This window comes from Streptomyces sp. NPDC029169 (assembly GCF_055563935.1).
This window is the reverse complement of record NZ_JBVHXA010000013.1, coordinates 36,267-56,312: the sequence shown is the minus strand read 5'-3', so window position 1 is coordinate 56,312 and position 20,046 is coordinate 36,267. Positions and strand designations below refer to the sequence as shown.

At 71.6% G+C, this 20,046-nt stretch carries 14 protein-coding genes and 1 pseudogene; 6 read left to right on the top strand and 9 right to left on the bottom strand.

Features of this window, described 5'->3' with window-relative positions; all coding sequences use genetic code 11:
- Positions 1-450: 450 nt before the first annotated feature.
- The gene (locus tag ACZ4VI_RS23315) at positions 451-2,574 is read left to right on the top strand and encodes a calcium-binding protein (RefSeq protein WP_468001993.1); all 2,124 of its coding nucleotides are present in this window, start codon (positions 451-453) and stop codon (positions 2,572-2,574) included.
- A 109-nt stretch (positions 2,575-2,683) separates the two neighbouring features.
- Here the strand turns inward: ACZ4VI_RS23315 and ACZ4VI_RS23310 are convergent.
- The 4 genes and pseudogenes from ACZ4VI_RS23310 to ACZ4VI_RS23295 all read right to left on the bottom strand — a co-directional run.
- A pseudogene (locus tag ACZ4VI_RS23310) lies at positions 2,684-2,758 on the bottom strand (signal peptidase I); the annotation flags it as partial.
- Positions 2,759-2,791: 33 nt separating this feature from the next.
- Positions 2,792-3,628 (bottom strand): sugar phosphate isomerase/epimerase family protein, encoded by an 837-nt coding sequence (locus tag ACZ4VI_RS23305; RefSeq protein WP_468001992.1) that lies wholly within the window; start codon positions 3,626-3,628, stop codon positions 2,792-2,794.
- The gene (locus tag ACZ4VI_RS23300; RefSeq protein ID WP_468001990.1) at positions 3,625-4,776 is read right to left on the bottom strand and encodes a dihydrodipicolinate synthase family protein; all 1,152 of its coding nucleotides are present in this window, start codon (positions 4,774-4,776) and stop codon (positions 3,625-3,627) included. The genes ACZ4VI_RS23305 and ACZ4VI_RS23300 overlap by 4 nt, the downstream gene beginning before the upstream one ends.
- The gene (locus ACZ4VI_RS23295; RefSeq protein ID WP_468001988.1) at positions 4,773-5,924 is read right to left on the bottom strand and encodes a Gfo/Idh/MocA family protein; all 1,152 of its coding nucleotides are present in this window, start codon (positions 5,922-5,924) and stop codon (positions 4,773-4,775) included. The genes ACZ4VI_RS23300 and ACZ4VI_RS23295 overlap by 4 nt, the downstream gene beginning before the upstream one ends.
- Before the next feature lie 157 nt (positions 5,925-6,081).
- Here ACZ4VI_RS23295 and ACZ4VI_RS23290 point away from each other — a divergent pair, with 157 nt between their 5' ends.
- Positions 6,082-7,128, top strand: a complete 1,047-nt coding sequence (locus tag ACZ4VI_RS23290; RefSeq protein WP_468001986.1) for a LacI family DNA-binding transcriptional regulator — start codon at positions 6,082-6,084, stop codon at positions 7,126-7,128.
- Between the two features lie 210 nt (positions 7,129-7,338).
- Here the strand turns inward: ACZ4VI_RS23290 and ACZ4VI_RS23285 are convergent, their stop codons facing one another.
- Together ACZ4VI_RS23285 and ACZ4VI_RS23280 are read right to left on the bottom strand one after the other, a co-directional pair.
- Entirely contained in the window at positions 7,339-7,899 is a 561-nt protein-coding gene (locus ACZ4VI_RS23285) for an AAA family ATPase (RefSeq protein WP_468001984.1), read from the bottom strand.
- 11 nt (positions 7,900-7,910) lie between these two features.
- Complete coding sequence (locus ACZ4VI_RS23280; protein ID WP_468001982.1) at positions 7,911-8,831, bottom strand: EamA family transporter; 921 nt, start codon at positions 8,829-8,831, stop codon at positions 7,911-7,913.
- 101 nt (positions 8,832-8,932) lie between these two features.
- On the opposite strand from ACZ4VI_RS23280, the gene ACZ4VI_RS23275 reads away from it, so the two are divergent.
- The 3 genes from ACZ4VI_RS23275 to ACZ4VI_RS23265 all read left to right on the top strand — a co-directional run bounded on the left by ACZ4VI_RS23275 (position 8,933) and on the right by ACZ4VI_RS23265 (position 12,446).
- On the top strand, positions 8,933-9,844 hold the full coding sequence (locus ACZ4VI_RS23275; protein WP_468001980.1) for a LysR family transcriptional regulator: 912 nt from the start codon (positions 8,933-8,935) through the stop codon (positions 9,842-9,844).
- 106 nt (positions 9,845-9,950) lie between these two features.
- On the top strand, positions 9,951-11,774 hold the full coding sequence (locus tag ACZ4VI_RS23270) for a glycoside hydrolase family 3 protein (protein ID WP_468001978.1): 1,824 nt from the start codon (positions 9,951-9,953) through the stop codon (positions 11,772-11,774).
- Positions 11,775-11,861: 87 nt separating this feature from the next.
- Entirely contained in the window at positions 11,862-12,446 is a 585-nt protein-coding gene (locus ACZ4VI_RS23265; RefSeq protein WP_468001976.1) for a hypothetical protein, read from the top strand.
- A gap of 83 nt (positions 12,447-12,529) precedes the next feature.
- On the opposite strand, the gene ACZ4VI_RS23260 is transcribed toward ACZ4VI_RS23265, so the two are convergent.
- Entirely contained in the window at positions 12,530-13,981 is a 1,452-nt protein-coding gene (locus ACZ4VI_RS23260) for an aminopeptidase (RefSeq protein ID WP_468001974.1), read from the bottom strand.
- A 191-nt stretch (positions 13,982-14,172) separates the two neighbouring features.
- Here ACZ4VI_RS23260 and ACZ4VI_RS23255 point away from each other — a divergent pair, with 191 nt between their 5' ends.
- The gene (locus tag ACZ4VI_RS23255; RefSeq protein WP_468001972.1) at positions 14,173-15,642 is read left to right on the top strand and encodes a hypothetical protein; all 1,470 of its coding nucleotides are present in this window, start codon (positions 14,173-14,175) and stop codon (positions 15,640-15,642) included.
- A gap of 103 nt (positions 15,643-15,745) precedes the next feature.
- On the opposite strand, the gene ACZ4VI_RS23250 is transcribed toward ACZ4VI_RS23255, so the two are convergent.
- Both ACZ4VI_RS23250 and ACZ4VI_RS23245 read right to left on the bottom strand, forming a co-directional pair.
- Positions 15,746-16,153 (bottom strand): hypothetical protein, encoded by a 408-nt coding sequence (locus ACZ4VI_RS23250; protein WP_468001970.1) that lies wholly within the window; start codon positions 16,151-16,153, stop codon positions 15,746-15,748.
- Between the two features lie 116 nt (positions 16,154-16,269).
- Positions 16,270-19,995, bottom strand: coding sequence for an ABC transporter ATP-binding protein (locus tag ACZ4VI_RS23245; protein WP_468001968.1), 3,726 nt, complete (start codon positions 19,993-19,995; stop codon positions 16,270-16,272).
- Positions 19,996-20,046 lie beyond the last annotated feature (51 nt).

Below are 20,046 nucleotides of genomic sequence, written 5' to 3'. Positions count from 1 at the left end.
CCCGGCCGCATGCTGATGGGCGCGGCACACCGAGGAGTCGACGCTCAGGTCCCACGTGATCGCGCCATTCGCGTCGGCCAGAGGCTGGAGCCGGGTGAGGACGCGGTGCCAGATGCCGTCCCGCTGCCATCGGCGGAACAGGTCATAGATCCGGCCCCACGGCAGATCTCCCCGCCCCATGACCGAGATCATTCATCGCTCGTATCCCTCGTGGCGTTGGTGGTCGCCGAGCGGCAGGTGACCGCGAGGCTCTGGCGGCGGTCGTGTTCGTGGCCGCCACGTACAACCCGAGGTGGTACGTGGCGGCGGTCCCGCCAGTGTTCGGCCCCCATCGAGCCGCCATATGCCGCACATGGGGTGTACGGCTTCGGCGTGTCACTATCGCCCGCCACTATCGCCGACGACGCTGACTCCGGCAGCGACGTGGTGATGAGGGCGAAGGAGTACGTGTTGAGCAGGTGGAGAAGGACACTCGGCGTGGCCGCGCTGGCCGTGGCGACCGCGCTGGCCCCTGCCTCGGCCGGGTATGCGGCGCCGGGCGATCTGGACCCCACGTTCGGGGGCGACGGCATCGTGGTCACGGACATTGGTACGGGCCCCGACTCGGCGAGCGGGGTCGCCGTACAGCCCGACAGGAAGGTCGTCGTGGTCGGCAGCGCCGAGGACGGGACCGGGGCCACCGCCGATTTCGCGATGACCCGGTACCTCGACGACGGCAGCCTCGACCCGGACTTCGGTGGCGGTGACGGGATCGTACGGACCGACTTCACCGGCGGGCGCGACGTCGCCAACGCCGTCGTGCTGCTGCCCGACGGCAAGATCCTCCTTGCCGGAAGCGCGTTCGCCGGCAATACAACCGGCATCGACTTCGCCTTCGCCCGGTATCTCAGCGACGGCACCCCCGACCCGGACTTCGGCGGCGGCGACGGCACACTCACCGTCAACGTCCTGAACGGATTTGCCCCTGAGACGGCAACAGGGCTGGCCGTGCTCCCGGACGGAGGGATCGTGGCGGCCGGGACGGCCTCCGGCGGCGGCGAGTCCGATTTCGCCGTGCTGCGCACGGACTCCCAAGGCGTCCCCGACCCGGCCTTCGGCGGTGGTGACGGCAGGGTGGTCACCCCCGAACTGACCTTCGGCGCCAGCAGCGCATTCGGCCTGGTGATCCAGGCTGACGGAAAGATCGTCGTAGCCGGCGGTGTGACGAGCGGGATCAGCTCGTCGTCCGACTTCCGGCTGGTCCGTCTCAACAGCGACGGCAGCTTCGACGACGGCAGTGTGGACGACACCACCCCTGGCGACAGCTTCGGAACCGGTGCGAAGGTCACCACGGACTTCGGCGGGGCCTTCGACGAGGGCCGTGGGATCGTGCTGCAGCCGGACGGCAAGCTCGTGGTGGCGGGCCGGGTCACCGTCTCCGGCGCAGACCTGGGGCTGGCCCGCTACCTCACCGACGGCTCCCTGGACCCGGCGTTCGGAGGCGGCGACGGCAAGGTGAACACCGATGCCGAAGGCGACTTCAACCAGGCCAACGCCGTGGCGCTGCAGCCCGACGGGAAGATCGTCACCGCCGGCTACGTCGAAACCTTTCCCCAGTTCTTCCGCTTCGCGGTCACCCGGCACCTGACCACCGGCGTGCCCGACAACGCCTTCGGCGGCGGGGACGGGGTCGTGGTCACCAACCTGCCGCTGACCGAGGACGACCGGGCCAATGCTGTGGCCCTCGACGCCGACAACCGCATCATCGCGACCGGTTCCGCCGGGCCTCCGATCTCCGGTCCGGGCTCCGTCGGCTTCGGCACGGCCCGCTACGAGGCGGACCCGACCCCCGACCTCGCGGTCACCAAGAGCGACTCGCCCGACCCCGTGGCGCTCGGCGACCCGCTCACCTACACCCTCACCGTGACCGGCGACCCCGCTGAGGCCGCCCACAACGTGGTGCTGACCGACACCCTCCCGGCCGGAGTGGTTCCGCTCTCGGCCGAGACCACCCAGGGCACCTGCGACCTCGCCGCCACCGTGACCTGCCAACTGGGCACCGTGAACGCGGCCGGCAAGGTCACCGTCACCATCACTGTGGAACCGCAGGGCACCGGCACGCTCAACAACACCACCTCGGTCGCGGGCTCGGAGGAGGACCGGGTACCGGGCAACAACTCCGCCACCTCGACAACCAGCGTCCAGAACCTGCACGGCTGCACCATCATCGGCACCCCCGGCAACGACACCCTCAACGGCACCAGCGGCAACGACGTCATCTGCGGACTCGGCGGAAACGACACCCTACGCGGCCGGTCCGGCAACGACATCCTCCGTGGGAGCAGCGGCAACGACAACCTCGAAGGTGCCGCGGGCAGCGACTTCCTGTATGGCGGCCCCGGCGACGACAGCTCCGACGGCGCATCCGGCAACGACACGATCGACCCAGGTGCGGGCACCGACACCGTGCTCGGCGGATCGGGCCAGGACTCGATCAATACGGTCGACGGGGTGTCCGGCAACGACACGACCAACGGCGGCCCCGGCGTGGACAGCTGCACCGTGGACTCCGGCGACACGGCGACAAGCTGCTGACCCCGAAACGCTGATACGCACCGCCGGACCTCAGAAGCGCGCCCAGGCCCAACGGCCCGGGCGCGCTCCGCCCGCCGACGTACTTGAAGCGGCCGAGGAAGCGGCCGAGGAAGCGGCTGAGGAGCCATCCTCGGGCCAGTGCCGCATCCTTGCCCGCGTTGCCCACGTACACGCTGTCATTCACGCGGTCGAACGCCGGCAACCGGTCTCGTACTCGCTATCGGCGCTTTCGACACACGCCCTGGCCCACCTCCCGTACATACCGGGCTGCGGTCTCCTCCAGGACCTCCACCCCGTCCCTCGCCCACAGCTCGTCGTTGAAGAGCTCCACCTCGATCGGGCCCCTGTAGCCGGCCGCGTGCACCATCTCGCACCACCAGCGCATGTCGATCGCGCCGTCGCCCAGCTGGCCCCGGCCGTTGAGGACTCCGGCCGGCAAGGGGGTGGTCCAGTCGGCCAGTTGGAAGGCGTGGATACGGCCCGCCTCGCCCGCCCGGGCGACCGCCGCCGGGGCGCGGTCGTCCCACCAGATGTGGTACGTGTCGACCACCACGCCGACCTGCGAGGACGGGAAGCGCTCGGCGATCTCCAGGGCCTGGTCCAGGGTGGAGACCGCGCAGCGGTCCGCCGCGTACATCGGGTGCAGCGGCTCGATCGCCAGGCGGACGCCCCGCTCCCCCGCGTACGGGGCGAGTTCGGCGATCGACTCGGTGATCCGGGCACGGGCGGCCGCCAGGTCACGGCTGCCCGGGGCGAGGCCGCCCGAGACCAGGACCAGGGTGTCCGTGCCCAGCACGGCCGCCTCGTCGATCGCCGCGCGGTTGGAGTCGAGCCACGAGTCCGTCGTGAAGAAACCACCCCGGCACAGCGACGTGACCGTCAGGCCCGCGTCCCGTACGAGCTTGGCCGCCGCCTCGACCCCGTACTCCTCGACCGGCTCCCGCCACAGGCCCACGCCCGGGACGCCGAGCCGTACACATTGCTCCACCAGCTCCGGCAGCGACAGCTGCTTCACCGTCATCTGGTTGATGCTGAAGCGGGAAAGGTCGGTCATTGCGGGACTCCGTGGACCGTGAGCAGGGATTTCATCCGGGACTCGGCACACTCCGGATCCGGGAACAGGCCCAGCCCGTCCGCCAGTTCGTACGCCCGCGCCAGGTGCGGCAGCGAGCGGGCGGACTGCAGGCCGCCGACCATCGTGAAGTGGTCCTGGTGGCCCGCCAGCCAGGCGAGGAAGACGACGCCTGTTTTGTAGAAGCGGGTCGGGGTCTGGAAGAGGTGGCGGGACAGGTCCACCGTCGGGTCGAGGAGCTCCCGGAAGCCCTTGGCGTCACCGGTGTCGAGGATGCGTACCGCCTCCGCCGCCAGCGGGCCCAGCGGGTCGAAGATGCCGAGCAGCGCGTGGCTGAAGCCCTGGTCGTCGCCCGCGATCAGCTCGGGGTAGTGGAAGTCGTCGCCCGTGTAGCAGCGGACGCCCTCCGGGAGGCGGCGGCGCAGGCCGATCTCGCGCTGCGCGTCGAGGAGGGAGACCTTGATGCCGTCGACCTTGTCCGGGTGGGCCGCGATGACCTCCAGGAACGTGTCGGTCGCGGTGTCGAGGTCGGCCGATCCCCAGTAGCCGTCGAGCGCAGGGTCGAACATCGGGCCGAGCCAGTGCAGGATCACCGGCTCGCTCGCCTGGCGGAGGAGATGGGTGTACGTGTCGATGTAGTCGTCCCGGTCACGGGCCGTGGCCGCGAGGGCGCGTGAGGCCATCAGGATCGGCTGGGCGCCGCTCTCCTCGACGAGGGCGAGCTGCTCTTCGTACGCCTTACGGACCGTCATAAGGTCGGCAGGGACGATCAGTTGGTCCGTGCCGACGCCGCACGCGATGGCGCCGCCCACCGCCTTCGCCTCCGCCGCCGAGCGGCGGATCAGCTCCGCCGCGCCCGCCCAGTCGAGGCCCATCCCGCGCTGGGCGGTGTCCATGGCCTCCGCCACGCCCAGGCCGTGGGCCCAGAGGTGGCGGCGGAAGGCGAGCGTCGCGTCCCAGTCGACGGCGGCGGGCCCGTCGGGGGTGGTGTCGGCGTACGGGTCGGCCACGACATGGGCGGCGGAGAAGACCGTACGGGAGGTCAGGGCGCCGCCCGTGGGGGCCGGGGGGCGGGCCGGGCGCGGGCTGTACTCCCGTACGCCGCCGGAGGGATCGGGAAGGCGGATCACAGGGTGACCTCCGGGACGTCCAGGCGCCGGCCCTCGGCCGACGAGCGCAGCCCCAGCTCGGCGAGCTGCACGCCGCGCGCGCCCGCCAGCAGGTCCCAGTGGTACGGCTCGTCGAGGACGACGTGCCTCAGGAAGAGCTCCCACTGGGCCTTGAAGCCGTTGTCGAACTCGGCGTTGTCCGGGACCTCCTGCCACTGCTCGCGGAAGGACTCGGTCGCCGGGATGTCCGGGTTCCAGACCGGCTTGGGCGTGGCCGAGCGGTGCTGGACGCGGCAGTTGCGGAGGCCGGCGACGGCCGAGCCGTGGGTGCCGTCGACCTGGAACTCGACGAGTTCGTCGCGGTTGACGCGGACGGTCCAGGAGGAGTTGATCTGGGCGACCGCCCCGCCCTCCAGCTGGAAGATGCCGTACGCGGCGTCGTCGGCAGTCGCGGCGTACGGCTTGCCGTGCTCGTCCCAACGCTGCGGGACGTGGGTGGCGACGTGCGCGGTGACGCTGGTGACCCGGCCGAAGAGCTCGTGGAGCACGTACTCCCAGTGCGGGAACATGTCCACGACGATGCCGCCGCCGTCCTCGGCGCGGTAGTTCCAGCTGGGGCGCTGGGCGTCCTGCCAGTCGCCCTCGAAGACCCAGTAGCCGAACTCGCCGCGCACGGAGAGGATCTGCCCGAAGAAGCCGCCGTCGATGAGGCGCTTCAGCTTGAGCAGGCCCGGCAGGAAGATCTTGTCCTGGACGACGCCGTGCTTGACGCCGGCGTCCCGGGCCAGACGGGCGAGTTCCAGGGCGCCCGCCACGTCCGTCGCCGTGGGCTTCTCGGTGTAGATGTGCTTGCCCGCCGAGACGGCCTTCTTGATCGCCTCGACGCGTGCGGAGGTGACCTGGGCGTCGAAGTAGATCTCGACGGTCTCGTCCGCGAGGACGGCGTCGAGGTCGGTGGACCACTCGGTGAGGCCGTGGCGCTCGGCGAGCGCGCGCAGGGCGTGTTCGCGGCGGCCGACGAGGACGGGCTCGGGCCAGAGTGTCTCGCCGTTGCCGAGGTCGAGGCCGCCCTGCTCGCGCAGGGCGAGGATCGAGCGGACGAGGTGCTGGCGGTAGCCCATGCGTCCGGTGACGCCGTTCATGGCGATACGGACTGTCCTGCGTGTCACGAAGGTGCCTCCATCACGTGCGTACTCTCATACAGAAAGCGCTTTCTACGAACGGAGACGCTAGCCTGCCGACAACACACCGGACAAGAGGTCTTCCGGACTCTCCCCGGCGCGCCCCTACTCCCCGACTCACCCCGACCCACCCCGGAGGTACGCGATGACCGTCACGCTGGCGGATGTGGCCGCGCGTGCCCAGGTCTCCCCCGCCACCGTCTCCCGCGTCCTGAACGGCAACTACCCGGTCGCCGCGTCGACCAGGGAGCGGGTGCTGCGGGCGGTGGACGAGCTGGACTACGTCCTGAACGGGCCCGCGAGCTCGCTCGCCGCCGCCACCTCGGATCTGATCGGCATCCTCGTCAACGACATCGCCGACCCCTTCTTCGGGATCATGGCGGGCGCGGCGCAGAGCGCGATCGGGGAAGGGGCGCGGGGGCGGGCCGGGGGCGAGAAGCTGGCCGTCGTCTGCAACACGGGCGGCTCGCCCGAGCGCGAACTCACCTACCTGACCCTGCTCCAGCGGCAGCGCGCCGCCGCCGTCATCATGACCGGCGGGTCCCTGGAGGACCCGGAGCACATGGCGGCGGTGTCGGCGAAGCTCGCCAAGCTGACGGACGCGGGGACGCGGATCGTGCTGTGCGGCCGGCCGCCGGTGACGGGCGACGCGAGCGCCGCGGCGCTCACCTTCGACAACCGGGCGGGGGCGCGGCGGCTCGCCGAGCACCTGCTGTCGCTCGGGCACCAGCGGATCGGGTACGTGGCGGGGCCGGCGGACCGGACGACGACCCGGCACCGGCTGGAGGGCCACCGGGACGCGATGGCGGCGGCGGGGGTGGCCGAGGGGCCCACGGTGCATGGGGGGTACGACCGGCGCTCGGGCTACGACGCGACGCTCGAACTCCTGCGCCGGGACCCGTCGCTGACGGCGATCGTTGCGGCGAACGACACGGTGGCGCTGGGCGCGTGCGCGGCGCTGCGGGACCGGGGGCTGCGGATCCCGGAGGACGTCTCGGTGGCGGGCTTCGACGACCTCCCGTTCTCGGTCGACGCGGTCCCGGCCCTGACGACCGTACGCCTCCCACTCCACGACGCGGGCGCGCGGGCGGGCCGCCTGGCGGTGGGCACGGAGGAACCCCCACCGGGCGGAGTGACAACGATCCCGGCGGAGCTGTTGGTACGGGATTCAACGGCGCGGCCGCGCGACTGACGGGGGGACGGGGCCCACGCGGGCGCCCGTGCCCCGGCGCGGCCCGGGCACACCCCAACTCCCACGCCCACGGCCGACGGGGGCGGAGCCCACGCGGGCACCCGTAGCCCGGCACGGCCCGGGCACACCCCAACTCCCACGCCCACGGCTGACGGGGGCGGGGCCCGCGTGGGCGGGCGGCGGGCGCGGGCGGCTTCGTGTGGCGCGGGACTACGCGCCCGCTTCCGCCTCCAGGCCCGTCGCGGTCAGCACCGCGTCCACCGTCTCCTCCACCGACAGGGCCGCGTTGTCGATCCAGGTGCCCTCGCCCGAGAGTTCCTCGCGCATCGCCGCGTCCAGTGGCGCCCAGTTCGTCGTCAGGCGCTTGTCGCGGGCGTTGTTGCGTTCCCAGGCCTTGTCCGGGCCGGGGGCGAGGAAGACCGTGTGGAAGGGGCGGGCCTTCAGGGTTGTCCGGTAGAAGTCGAGGTGGCTGCGGCGGACGACCACGTCGTCGACGACGGGCAGGAAGCCGGCGGCCGTGAAGCTGTCGGCCAGCAGGCAGGCGTTCCGGGCGCGCAGGAAGATCTGGCGGTCCGCCTCGGGGTCGCCGTCCATCGTCGGCCAGTGGCACCCGCTGACGATCAGCTCCTGGAGCGCGTCCACCTCGATGTGCGCGGACCTCGCGAACCGGGCCGCGAGGGCCGCCGCGACCGTCGACTTTCCGCTGCCGGGGATGCCGCTCAGGAGCACGGCCCCGGGGGCGGGTTCACGGTCGATGGGTACCAGGTCCATGGGTCAGGACCCTAACGGACGGGTGTACGGCTTACGGCTCCGGCGGGAGCGGCCTCGGCGACAGCCTCCGCCCTCGCCCGCGTCGGCGCCAGTGACGTCAGCGCCACTCCCCCCACCAGCAGCGCCGCCGCGCACCAGCGCAGGGCCGAGATGCCCTCGCCCAGGAAGAGGGCCGCCGAGGACATGCCGAAGACCGGGACCAGGAGCGAGAAGGGGGCCACCGAGGAGGCCGGGTAGCGGCGCAGTAGCCAGCCCCAGGCGCCGAAGCCGAACACGGTGGTGATCCAGGCTACGTAGACGATGACGCCCACCCCGGTCCAGTCGAGCCCGCGCAGCGCCTCGAGGTCGCGCTCCGGTCCCTCCAGGAGGAGCGAGAGGGCGAGGAGCGGCAGGACGGGCACCGTACTGACCCAGACCATGAAGTTGAGCGCGTCGGGCGGGGACGCCTTGCGGGTGAGGACGTTGGAGACGCCCCAGCAGGCCGCCGCCGCGATGCACAGCGCGAAGCCGACGAGCGGGCCCGAGCCGCCCTCGTCCACCGCCGCGACACCGATGCCGGCGAGCGCGACCGCCATGCCCGCGATCTTCACCTCCCCGGGCCGTTCGCCGAGCGCGACGAAGGCGAACACGGCCGTGAACACGGCCTGGATCTGGAGGATCAGCGAGGAGAGCCCGGCCGGGGCGCCGAGGTTCATGCCCGTGAAGAGCAGGCCGAACTTCGCGACGCCCAGGACGAGACCGACCCCCACGATCCACTTCCACGCGACCTTCGGGCGGCCGACGAGGAACACGGCGGGAAGCGCGGCGCCGAGGAAGCGCAGGGCGTTGAAGAGCAGCGGCGGGAAGTGGTCCAGGCCGATCTCGATGACGACGAAGTTGACTCCCCAGACGGCGGCGACGAGCGCGGCCAGGGCGATGTGGGCAGGGCGCATGGGAGAGAGCGTCACCCACGACGACCGTGTAGCACCAGCACGGATTTCTTCATGGTTGGATGAAGCAACACTTCATCCAACTCCCGCCGAGGGGCCCGCCCATGCTCGATCTCGCGCGCCTGCGCGCCCTGCACGCCGTCGCCGTCCACGGTTCGGTGGGCGCCGCTGCCGCCGCCCTCGGTTTCAGCCCGTCGGCCGTCTCCCAGCAGATCGCCAAGCTGGAGCGGGAGACCCGTACGACCCTCCTCGAACGCCAGGGCCGGGGCGTGCGGCTCACCGACGAGGCGCACCAACTGGCCGCTACAGCACAGCAGTTGCTGTCGATCGTCGAGGAGGCGGAGGTACGTCTCGAAGAGCGGCGCGGGCTGCCCGCCGGGCGCCTGTCGATCGGCTGCTTCGCGAGCGCCGCCCGCGGTCTGATGCCGCGGGTCCTCGCCGAGCTCGCGGCCCGTCACCCCGCCCTCGACGCCCGCCTCTCGGAGGTCGACCCGCACATCTCGGTCGAGCTCGTCACGCGCGGCGTGATCGACCTCGCCGTGGCCCACGACTGGGACATCGCACCCATGCCGACCCCGCCCGGGGTGGAGCAGGCGGTGATCGGCGACGACCTGTGCGACGTCCTCGTACCGCGCGGCCATCCGCTGGCGGCGCGGGAGTCGGTACGGCGGGAGGAGCTGGCGGACGAGCGGTGGATCGCCCAGCCGCCCGGGACGGTCTGCCACGACTGGCTGATGCAGACCCTGCGGGCCACCGGCTACGAGCCGCGCATCGTCCACCAGGCGGAGGAGAACCACACCCAGGTCGCCCTGGTCGCGGCGGGTCTCGGGATCGCGCTGGTGCCGCGCCTCGGGCGCGGGACGCTACCGCCGGAGGTGAGCCCGGTCCGGCTCGACCCGATGCCGATGCGCCGGCTTCACGCGCTGTGGCGCACGGGCGCGGCCCGCCGCCCCGCGATCACCGAGACGGTCCGCACGCTCCAGGAGCTCTGGCCCCAGGTGTCCCACACCGGCTGATCCTTGCGCGGATCCTTGACCTGGCAGTTACTTTCGGGCTATCCGTTGCACCTTGGAAGTTTCCTTCACCACTTCCGTCAATCCTGCACGGCCGGAAGGAGCATCAGTGCACCACCGCGCCCCCTCCCGACGCACCCTCCTCACCGTCACCGCCGCCGCGGCAGCCGCCGCCGTCACCGGGGTGAGCACCAGTCCCGCCCACGCGGACTCCGACGACCGGGACGACCGGAGCCTCCAGCAGCTCATCTCCCGCATGTCCCTCGAAGAGAAGGTCGGCCAGCTCTTCGTCATGCGCGTGTACGGCCACTCCGCCACCGCCCCCGACCAGGCCGACATCGACTCCAACCTCAAGGAGATCGGCGTCCGCACCGCCGCCGAACTCGTCGAGAAGTACCACGTCGGCGGCGTCATCTACTTCACCTGGGCCCACAACACCCGCGACCCGCACCAGATCGCCGCCCTCTCCAACGGCATCCAGCGGGCCGCCCTCGCGCAGCCCACGCCCGTCCCCGCCCTCATCTCCACCGACCAGGAGCACGGCATCGTCTGCCGGGTCGGCGAGCCCGCCACCCTGCTCCCCGGCGCGATGGCGCTCGGCGCCGGAGGCTCCCGCTCCGACGCCTGCGCGGCCGCCCGGATCGCGGGCGCCGAGCTGGCCGCCGTCGGCATCCGGCAGAACTACGCGCCCGTCGCCGACGTCAACGTCAACCCGGCCAACCCCGTCATCGGCGTCCGCTCCTTCGGCTCCGACCCGCAGGCCGTCGCCGGCCTGGTGGCGGCCCAGGTCAAGGGCTACCGGCAGGCCGGAATCGCGGCGACCTCCAAGCACTTCCCCGGCCACGGCGACACCGCCGTCGACAGCCACTACGGCCTGCCGACCATCACGCACACTCGCGCGCAGTGGGCCGAGCTCGACGCCCCGCCGTTCCGGTCCGCGATCGCCGCCGGCATCGACTCGATCATGACCGCGCACATCGTCGTCCCCGCGCTCGACCCGAGCGAGGACCCGGCGACGCTCTCCCGCCCCATTCTGACCGGCATCCTGCGTGAGGAACTCGGCTACGACGGCGTGGTGGTGACGGACTCCCTCGGCATGGAGGGCGTACGGACGAAGTACGGCGACGAGCGCGTGCCCGTCCTCGCGCTCAAGGCGGGCGTCGACCAGCTGCTCAACCCGCCCAAGCTCGACATCGCCTGGAACGCGGTCCTCAAGGCCGTCAAGGACGGCGAACTGAACGAGGCCCGGCTCGACGAATCGATCCTCCGCATCCTGCGCCTCAAGGCCAAACTGGGGCTGTTCCGGCAGCCGTACGTCACCGCCGCCGGAGTGGACCGTACGGTCGGCACCGCCGCCCATCTGGCCCACGCCGACCGGATCGCCGAGGCGACCACCACCCTGCTCCTCAACGAGGGCGGGTTCCTGCCGATCAGCCGGCTCACTCACGGCAACGTGCTCGTCGTCGGCGCCGATCCGGCCTCGCCGTCGGGCACCACCGGCCCCCCGACCACCACGCTCGCCGCCGCCTTCACCGAACTCGGCTTCACCGCCACGGCCCTGTCCACCGGGATCACGCCGACGGCGGCGAGGATCGAGGAGGCGGTGGCGGCCGCGGCCGGCAAGGACGTGGTCATCGTCGGCACGTACAACGTCTCCGCGACCAGCCCGCAGCGCACCCTCGTCGACCGACTCGTCGCGACCGGGGTGCCCGTCGTGACGATCGCGATCCGCAACCCGTACGACATCGCCCGGCTCACCGGCCAGCGGGCCACCCTCGCCGCCTACTCCTGGACCGATGTCGAACTGCGGGCCGCGGTCCGGGTCCTCACGGGCCACGCCCGGCCGCAGGGCCGTCTGCCCGTCCCCGTCCAGCGCGCGGACGATCCGACGAAGGTGCTGTACCCGGTCGGCCACGGCCTGTCCTACCCGTGACGTAACCCGCGACGCGGACCCCCCGTTCTCCCTGGCGTGCGCCCCGCCCCGGCGGGCACGCTGGACTCGGAGATCGGGGGGCTTTTCATGCGCGCTCTCAGGAGCGGGGTGGGCTCGGTCGGGTTGGCGCTGCTCGCTCTGACCGGATGTCAGCAGGCTTCGGACGTACGGCCGCCGGGGCCCGTCACGTACACGAGTTCGCCCTTCGACCACGGGGCGGTGTTCCTGGGGCCCGGGGACTGTTCCACCCGGGGAAAGGTGTTCCGCGAGGTCTCCTGTACGAGCGAGAAGGCCGTCGCGCAGGTGGCGACGCGGTACGAGGGTCCCACTTCGGGCGGTCCGGTGTGCCCGCCCACCACGGACTTCGTGCTGCACATCGCTGCGACCGGCGACGGCTCGGTGCCGCGGGGATACGCCTGCATGCGCAATCTGGAACCGCCGCATCCGGGCGACCCCGGGCGTGGTGGCGGTCCGCACACGATCGTCGGGGACTGTGTCTCGTCCTCGCGCGAGGGCCGGGTGAAGGAGACCGCCTGCGACGGCTCGGGGGCCGGTCCGCCCGCGTTCCGGGTCGCGTCGGCGGTCACGAGCCGGGACCGCTGCCCGCCCTCGACGGCGCTGTTCGTGGCGCTGGGCGGGGAGCGGCCGGTGGGCTGCGCCCGGCGGCTGTGAGGCGGCGGCCGTGAGGCTGAGGCCGGTGACCGCGCCCGGCGGCTGTAGGGGCCGCCGGGCGCGTAGGGACGTACGTCGCGTGCTTACGGGCGCACGCCGTGCTCCCGGTTCAGCTCGTCGTCCGCAGGCTTGTCGAGGCCGGCGTCGAAGGAGGCCAGCGGCTGTCCGGCCGCGACCGCCGGGGCGTCGACCCCGGCCCAGGCGAGGATGCGCGCCGTGGCCTTGGCGCGCTCGTCCTCGACGAGACCGGCCACGTTGGCTCCGTGGTTGGCGCCGGGGGCCGTGAGGACGTAGCTGTCACGGGCGCCCTTGCCGAGGCGGAACGGCTCGGCTCCCCACGGGTCGTTGCCGCCGTACACGAACAGCATCTGGTTCGCGTTGTTGCGGACCCAGGTGTCGACGTCCCGCATGGCCGACGGGTCGAACTGCATCGGGATCTCGCGCGGCACGAAGTTCCGCGCCGGCTGGTAGCCGTAGCGGGTCAGGCCGTCCAGGTGCGGCAGCTTGATGCTGGGCGAGCCGAGCTGGGTCGCCGCCTGGTAGTAGTACGGGGTGTACGGCTCCAGGCCCTGGTCGGTGTAGAAGGTCCAGCCGGAGTAGGCGTCGATCGTCTCGTAGACGGTGTCGTCGCTCGCGGTGGCCGCCTCCGGCACGTCGGCGCAGACGTCCTCGCCGTAGTACTGCCAGAAGCCCCAGACGAAGTCGAGGACGACGGCCTCGTACGCCTTGTCGAGGGAGCCGACGGTGTTGAAGGTCGCGCCCTCGGACTCGGCCCACTCCTTGTACTTCTTCTGGAGCGGCTCGCGGCGGACCAGCGCCTCGCGCTGCATCGCGTTGAGGCGGTCGCGGCACTCCTTGGTCCCGACGGTCTCGAAGAACCGGTCGTAGGCCGAGTCCTCCTTGTTGACCACGTCGTTGGGCGCCACGTACGCGACGACGCCGTCCATGTCACGGGGGTAGAAGCGCTCGTAGTACGTCGCCGTCATACCGCCCTTGCTGCCGCCGGTGGACAGCCAGTTCTGCCCGTAGATCTTCTTCAGGGCGGTGAAGATGCGGTGCTGGTCGCTCGCGGCCTGCCAGATGTCCAGCTTGGACCAGTCGGCGGGCTGCGGGCGGGACGGCGTGAAGAACCGGTACTCCATGGAGACCTGGTTGCCGTCGACGATCCGGGTGGGCTCGCGGCGGCTGGGGTTGGTGTTCAGCCCGTAGCCGCTGGTGTGGAAGACGGTCGGGCGGTCCGTGTCCTTGTGCAGGAGCGAGAGCCGCTGCTTGAACGTGCCCTTCCACGGGCGGCGGTGGTCGACCGGCTGGGTGTACTCGAGGACGAAGAAGCGGTAGCCGGCGTACGGCTTCTCCTCGATCAGGCTCATCCCGGGGATCGCCAGGATGCGGTCCTTGATGTCCGTGCCGACGGCGCTGTCAGCGACCGTGGCCGGGCTGCCGGAGGCCTGCTCCGCGGCGGTAGCCGCGCCGCTCGCTCCGACGGTGCCTATGAGCACCGTGAGCGACATCAGCCATCTCAGCGACTTGCGCATTCACCCTCCCCTTGGTTCACAACGGTGTCGCGAACCTAGCGGGGGCAACGTGCGTACCGCCAGACCCAGTTGGTCCCACCGGGACATCGCGGTCGCCGTCGCCGATCCGGAGGGACCCCCTCCGCGAGCGGTTGCAGCCGTCACCTAAACTCCCGCAGGCCATGTGCATGGCAAATCGCGAAAGGAAACGCATGACGAGGAGTTACAAGGTGAGGGCGATGGTGGCGCTCATGGCGACCGTCGCAGCGTCACTTCTGGCGACATCCGCACCGGCGCAGGCCGCCGCCGATCCCGGTCTCGAGCTGAGCAACTTCGAGCTGCGGCCGCTCTCCAACAAGGCCGAACTCCAGGGCCGGGTCGACAGACTGAACGCCGACCTGCCCAACATAGGCGTGAACTCGCTTCTGCAGCAGGCGCAGACGACGGGCCGCACGGGCACGTGGAGCAGTGGCGTCTGCAACGCGGCGGCCACCGAGGCCGGCACGATCCCGCAGGGATTCGCCAAGAGCTTCTGCTTCGACAGCGCGGACAACGGCGACCCCGCCACCTCCGAGTGGTGGCCGCAGGGCGTGACCAGCGTCGCCGATGCCGACGAGGACCAGACCTGGGGCGATCCTTCGCCCGGGTGGGACCCGGCGGCCCACAGGCCCATGATGGTGACCTGGTACAACAAAGACGACTGGAACGGCGACAAGACGCCGGACGACATGGACGCCGACGGACTGAACACCGAACGCAAGGGTGTCCGCGTCTCCTTCATCGATTCCAGCACCGGAAAGTACGCCCACGTCCTGCTGGTGTACCCGTTCATCAACGCCTCGGGCAACGCCAGTTACATGAGCGTGCGCACGTCGCAGCACTACTCGAGCAGTACGCGCCAGTACGGTTCGCTGCACGCCGGCGGAATGGTCTGGTACGGCTACTACCTGTACGTGGCGGACACCAACCGCGGCTTCCGCGTCTTCGACCTGCGCAACATCATCGACCTCGGGGCTCTGCCCGCCGGCCAGTGGGGTACGTCGAAGACCGCCATCGGCAGGCAGGACGGCGTGTACCACGCCCACGGCTACCGCTACATCCTTCCGCAGAGCGACGGATGGACCAACTCCGCCTGCGACACGGTCGAGCCGCCGCCGGGCACGCCGTGCGACATGCAGGACAACGACAAGACCTGCACGGCCTCGGACGTCACGCCGAAGACCAGCTGGGCCAGCCTCGACCGCAGCTCGACCGTGCGGCACATCACCACCGGCGAGTGGTGCGAGAAGGCGAAGGTCACTGACGCGTACACCACCGGCAGGGTCATCCGCCGGCCGATGAACACCAGCGGCGGAACACCGGCTCTGAACGGCTACGGATACTGGGCAGCCGACGAGGCCTACCGCGTTCCGTACAACACGGCCTACACCGACAACGGCGGGATCCAGGGCGGCGCGGTCATCAACGGCACCTACTACCTCAGCCAGAGCCGGGGTTCGTCGAACGGCAGGGTGCTCGTCGCCAGGCCCGACACCAGCACCGGGCGACTCGTCGAGACGTCCGCTCGCCGGACGTCCGCGATCGGGGTCGAGGACTTCTCCGTCTGGCCCGGATCGCCGGATCACATCTGGACGGTCACCGAACATCCCGGCCAGCGGATGCTGTTCAGCATCACCCCCTAGGTAGCAACCTCTAGGAAGCAGGCGGGGTCCCCCCTCTCCCCCGCTACGCGGCGCCCGCGTTGGCCTCGGCCGGCTCGGGCGCTGCTTCATTTACGGGTCAGGGTCAGCAGAGCACCCAGCCCGTCGACCCGCTCCGCCCGGCGACCGAACCGGTCGCGCGGACGCAGCGGTTGAGGGCGTGCACGGTGACGGGGCCGGCCTGGCGGGTGAAGCGGCCGCTGTCGACGGCGGGCCGGCCGCCGCGGGGCTGGAGGGAGACGGACATCGCGCGGCGGGCGCCGGGGTTCTTGGCGACGGTGAGGGCGCAGACGTACTGCCGGCTCCGGTAGAGGCGCAGCTCACCCGTGGCGAAGGTGACGGTCTTGCTGGGCCGCCCGCTGCACACCGAGGCGGCATCGGCGCCCGCGACCCCCGGCCCCGCGAGGGTGAGGGCGCCGGCGGTGAGCAGTACCGCCAGCAGATACCGGAGCAGCCGTGTGCCGCGCGCCGTCACGCCGTTCCCACCGAACACGTGGATCCCCTCCCGACTCCCTGCCGTACATGCGTACGACGCAGCGGAGGCCTGTGCGGTTGCCTTCACCGCGCTCGGACCGCAGTCGACCGCGCTCAGACCGCCGTCCATCCCCCTCAGACCGCCGTCGCCGGCTCCTCCTCGCCGATGAACGCGCGCCAGAGCTCGGCGTACCGGCCGCCGCGTGCGAGCAGTTCGTCGTGCGTGCCGTCCTCGGCGACGCGGCCGTCGGCCATGAGGATCACCCGGTCCGCGCGGGCGGCGGTGGTGAGGCGGTGGGCGACGACCAGCGTCGTACGGCGGCCGGCGAGGCGGTCGGTGGCCTGGTTGACCTGGGCCTCGGTTGCCAGGTCGAGCGCGGCGGTGGCCTCGTCGAGGAGCAGGATGTCCGGGTCGACGAGCTCGGCGCGGGCCAGGGCGATCAGCTGGCGCTGGCCGGCGGAGAGGTTGCGGCCGCGTTCGGCGACCTCGTGGAGGTAGCCGCCGTCCAGGGTCGCGATCATGTCGTGCGCACCGACCGCGCGGGCCGCCGCCTCGACCTCGGCGTCGGTCGCGTCGGGCCTGCCGTACGCGATGGCGTCGCGGACTGTCCCGGCGAAGAGGTACGCCTCCTGCGGGACGACGCCGAGCCGGTGGCGGTACGCGGTGAGGTCCAGGTCCCTGAGGTCGGTGCCGTCGGCGGTGACCCGGCCGGAGGTGGGGTCGTAGAACCGGGCGACGAGCTTGACCAGGGTGGACTTTCCGGCGCCGGTCTCGCCGACGAAGGCGACGGTCTGCCCGGCGGGGATCCGCAGGTCGATGCCGGTCAGGGCCTCTTCCTCCGAGCCGTACGCGAACGACACGTCCTCGAAGGCGATCTCGCCGCGCAGCGACGGCACTTCCACGGGTTCGGGCGCGGCGGCGGTGGACGTCGGTTCCTGGAGCAGTTCCTGCATGCGCTTCAGGGAGACGGTGGCCTGCTGGTAGCCGTCGAAGACCTGGGAGAGCTGCTGCACGGGGGCGAAGAAGAGGTCGATGTAGAGGAGGTACGCGACCAGGGCGCCCGTCGTCAATGTGCCGGCGTCGATCCGGTTGGCGCCGACGATCATCACGGCCGCCGCGGCCAGGGAGGAGAGCAGCGTGACGAAGGGGAAGTAGACGGAGATCAGCCACTGTCCGCGGACGCGCGCCTCGCGGTACTCGTCGCTGCGGGCCGCGAACCGGGCGGCGCCCGAGCGCTCGCGGCGGAAGGCCTGCACGATCCGGAGGCCGGAGACCGACTCCTGGAGGTCGGCGTTGACGACGCCGATCCGCTCCCGCGCCAGCTCGTACGCCTTCACGCTGGAGCGGCGGAAGTAGTACGTGGCGAGGGCGAGGACCGGGAGCGTCGCGAAGACGACCAGGGCGAGCTGGACGTCGAGCACGAGCAGCGCGCCCATGATCCCGAAGAAGGTCGTGACGGAGACGAACGCGGTGACGAGACCGGTCTGGAGGAACGTGGACAGCGCGTCCACGTCCGTCGTCATCCGGGTCATGATGCGGCCGGTCAGCTCGCGCTCGTAGTAGTCGAGTCCGAGCCGCTGGAGCTGGGCGAAGATCTTCAGGCGCAGGGCGTAGAGGACCCGTTCGCCGGTGCGGCCGGTCATCCTGATCTCGGAGGTCTGGGCGAACCACTGCACGACGACGGTGGCCAGGGCGAGCGCGGAGGCGGCCCAGACGGCGCCCATGGCGAGCTTGTTGACGCCGTCGTCGATGCCGTGCCGGATCAGCACGGGCAGCAGCAGGCCCATGCCGGAGTCGACGGCGACGAGGCCGAGGCTGATGAGGAGCGGGAGCCCGAAGCCGCGCAGCAGGCGGCGGAGCCCGTAGTGGTCCTCGGGGGTGACGGCGCGGACCTCGTCGACGTCGGGGGTGTCGGTGGCCGGAGGCAGCGCCTCGACGGCGGCGAGGAGTTCGGGGGTGGCTCCGGGGGCCGAGGACTCCTCGGCCGCGTCCTCCTCCCGTACCCACAGGGTGGGGGTGATGCCGCGCTCGGCGTCGAACTCGGCGTCGAGTTCGGCGCGCAGGGTGCGGTCCTCGGGCATGTCGTCGGCGGCGACGGCGGCGATGTGGCCGGGGGAGACGCCGCCGAGCTCGTCGGGGTCGGTGAGGAGCCGCCGGTAGAGCGCGGAGCGCCGCTCCAGCTCCTCGTGGGTGCCGATGTCGGAGAGCCGGCCGTCGTCCAGGACGGCGATCCGGTCGGCGAGGCCGAGGGTGGAGCGGCGGTGGGCGATGAGGAGGGTGGTGCGGCCGGCCATCACGGAGGCGAGGGCCTCGTGGATCTCGTGCTCCACGCGCGCGTCGACGGCGGAGGTGGCGTCGTCCAGGAGGAGGAGCCGGGGGTCGGTGAGGATGGCGCGGGCGAGGGCGATGCGCTGGCGCTGGCCGCCGGAGAGGGTGAGGCCGTGCTCGCCGACCTTGGTGTCGTAGCCGTCGGGCAGCTCGGCGATGAAACGGTCCGCCTGGGCGGCGCGGGCGGCGGTCTCGATCTGCTCCTGGGTGGCGTCGGGGTGTCCGTACGCGATGTTGGCGCGGACGGTGTCGGAGAACAGGAAGCTGTCCTCGGGTACGAGCCCGATGGCGGCGCGCAGGGAGTCGAGGGTCAGCTCGCGCACGTCGTGGCCGCCGACGAGGACGGCGCCGTGGGTGACGTCGTAGAAGCGCGGGAGGAGGAGGGAGACGGTGGACTTGCCGCTGCCGGAGGAGCCGACGACGGCGACGGTCTCGCCGGAGCGGATCTCCAGGGAGAAGCCGTCGAGGACGGGCCGGCCCTCCTCGTACGCGAAGCTCACGTCGTCGAACTCGACGGTCGCCTCGGCGTCCGCCGGCAGCTCCTTCGTGCCGTCCTTGATGACCGGCTCGGTGTCGATGAGCTCCAGGACGCGGTCGACGCCGGCGCGGGCCTGCTGGCCGACGGTGAGGACCATGGCGAGCATGCGGACGGGGCCGATGAGGGAGGCGAGGTAGGAGGAGAAGGCGACGAAGGTGCCGAGGGTGATCTGGCCGCGGGTGGCGAGCCAGCCGCCGAGGGCGAGGACCGCGACCTGGCCGAGGGCGGGGACGGCCTGGAGGGCGGGGGTGTACTTCGAGTTCAGCCGGATGGTGCGCATACGGCCGGCGAAGAGCTTGCGGCTGGCGTCGCGGATCTTCCCGGTCTCCTGGTCCTCCTGCCCGAAGCCCTTGACGACGCGGACGCCGGTCACGGACCCGTCGACGACCCCGGCGACGGCGGCGGCCTGCGCCTGGGCGTACCAGGTGGCGGGGTGAAGGCGGGTGCGGCTGCGCTTGGCGATGAACCAGAGGGCGGGGGCGACGGCGAGGGCGACGAGGGTGAGGGGGAGGGAGAGCCAGGCCATGACGGCCAGGGAGATCAGGAAGAGCAGGATGTTCCCGATCGTCATCGGGAGCATGAAGAGCAGGCCCTGGATGAGCTGGAGGTCGCTGGTGGCCCGCCCGACGACCTGCCCGGTGGACAGCTCGTCCTGCCGCCGGCCGTCGAGCCGGGTGATGGTGCCGTACATCTCGGTACGGAGGTCGTGCTGGACGTCGAGGGCGAGGCGGCCGCCGTAGTAGCGGCGGATGTAGGTGAGGCCGTAGACGACAAGGGCCGCGCCGATCAGAAGCCCGGTCCAGACGGCGAGGGACCGGGTCTTGGCGCCGATGACGTCGTCGATGATCACCTTGGTGATCAGCGGCACGAGTGCGAGGACGGCCATCCCGGCAAGGGACGACCCGAGGGCGAGCACGACGTTGGCCTTGTACCGCCAGGCATACCCGGCGAGCCTGCGCGCCCACCCCTGCTGTTCCTGCCCCGCCGCGGCCACGTGATGCCTCCCGTTCGTCCTGCTCTACCGGAAGGCACCAACGCGGACGGG

What these genes read in the sequence shown, in the direction of transcription:
- ACZ4VI_RS23285 (WP_468001984.1), bottom strand. Translation starts at nt 7,899, where the DNA reads ATGGACCTGGTACCCATCGACCGTGAACCCGCCCCCGGGGCCGTGCTC.
- ACZ4VI_RS23260 (WP_468001974.1), bottom strand. Translation starts at nt 13,981, where the DNA reads ATGCGCAAGTCGCTGAGATGGCTGATGTCGCTCACGGTGCTCATAGGC.
- ACZ4VI_RS23280 (WP_468001982.1), bottom strand. Translation starts at nt 8,831, where the DNA reads ATGCGCCCTGCCCACATCGCCCTGGCCGCGCTCGTCGCCGCCGTCTGG.
- ACZ4VI_RS23275 (WP_468001980.1), top strand. Translation starts at nt 8,933, where the DNA reads ATGCTCGATCTCGCGCGCCTGCGCGCCCTGCACGCCGTCGCCGTCCAC.
- ACZ4VI_RS23290 (WP_468001986.1), top strand. Translation starts at nt 6,082, where the DNA reads ATGACCGTCACGCTGGCGGATGTGGCCGCGCGTGCCCAGGTCTCCCCC.
- ACZ4VI_RS23255 (WP_468001972.1), top strand. Translation starts at nt 14,173, where the DNA reads ATGACGAGGAGTTACAAGGTGAGGGCGATGGTGGCGCTCATGGCGACC.
- ACZ4VI_RS23305 (WP_468001992.1), bottom strand. Translation starts at nt 3,628, where the DNA reads ATGACCGACCTTTCCCGCTTCAGCATCAACCAGATGACGGTGAAGCAG.
- ACZ4VI_RS23265 (WP_468001976.1), top strand. Translation starts at nt 11,862, where the DNA reads ATGCGCGCTCTCAGGAGCGGGGTGGGCTCGGTCGGGTTGGCGCTGCTC.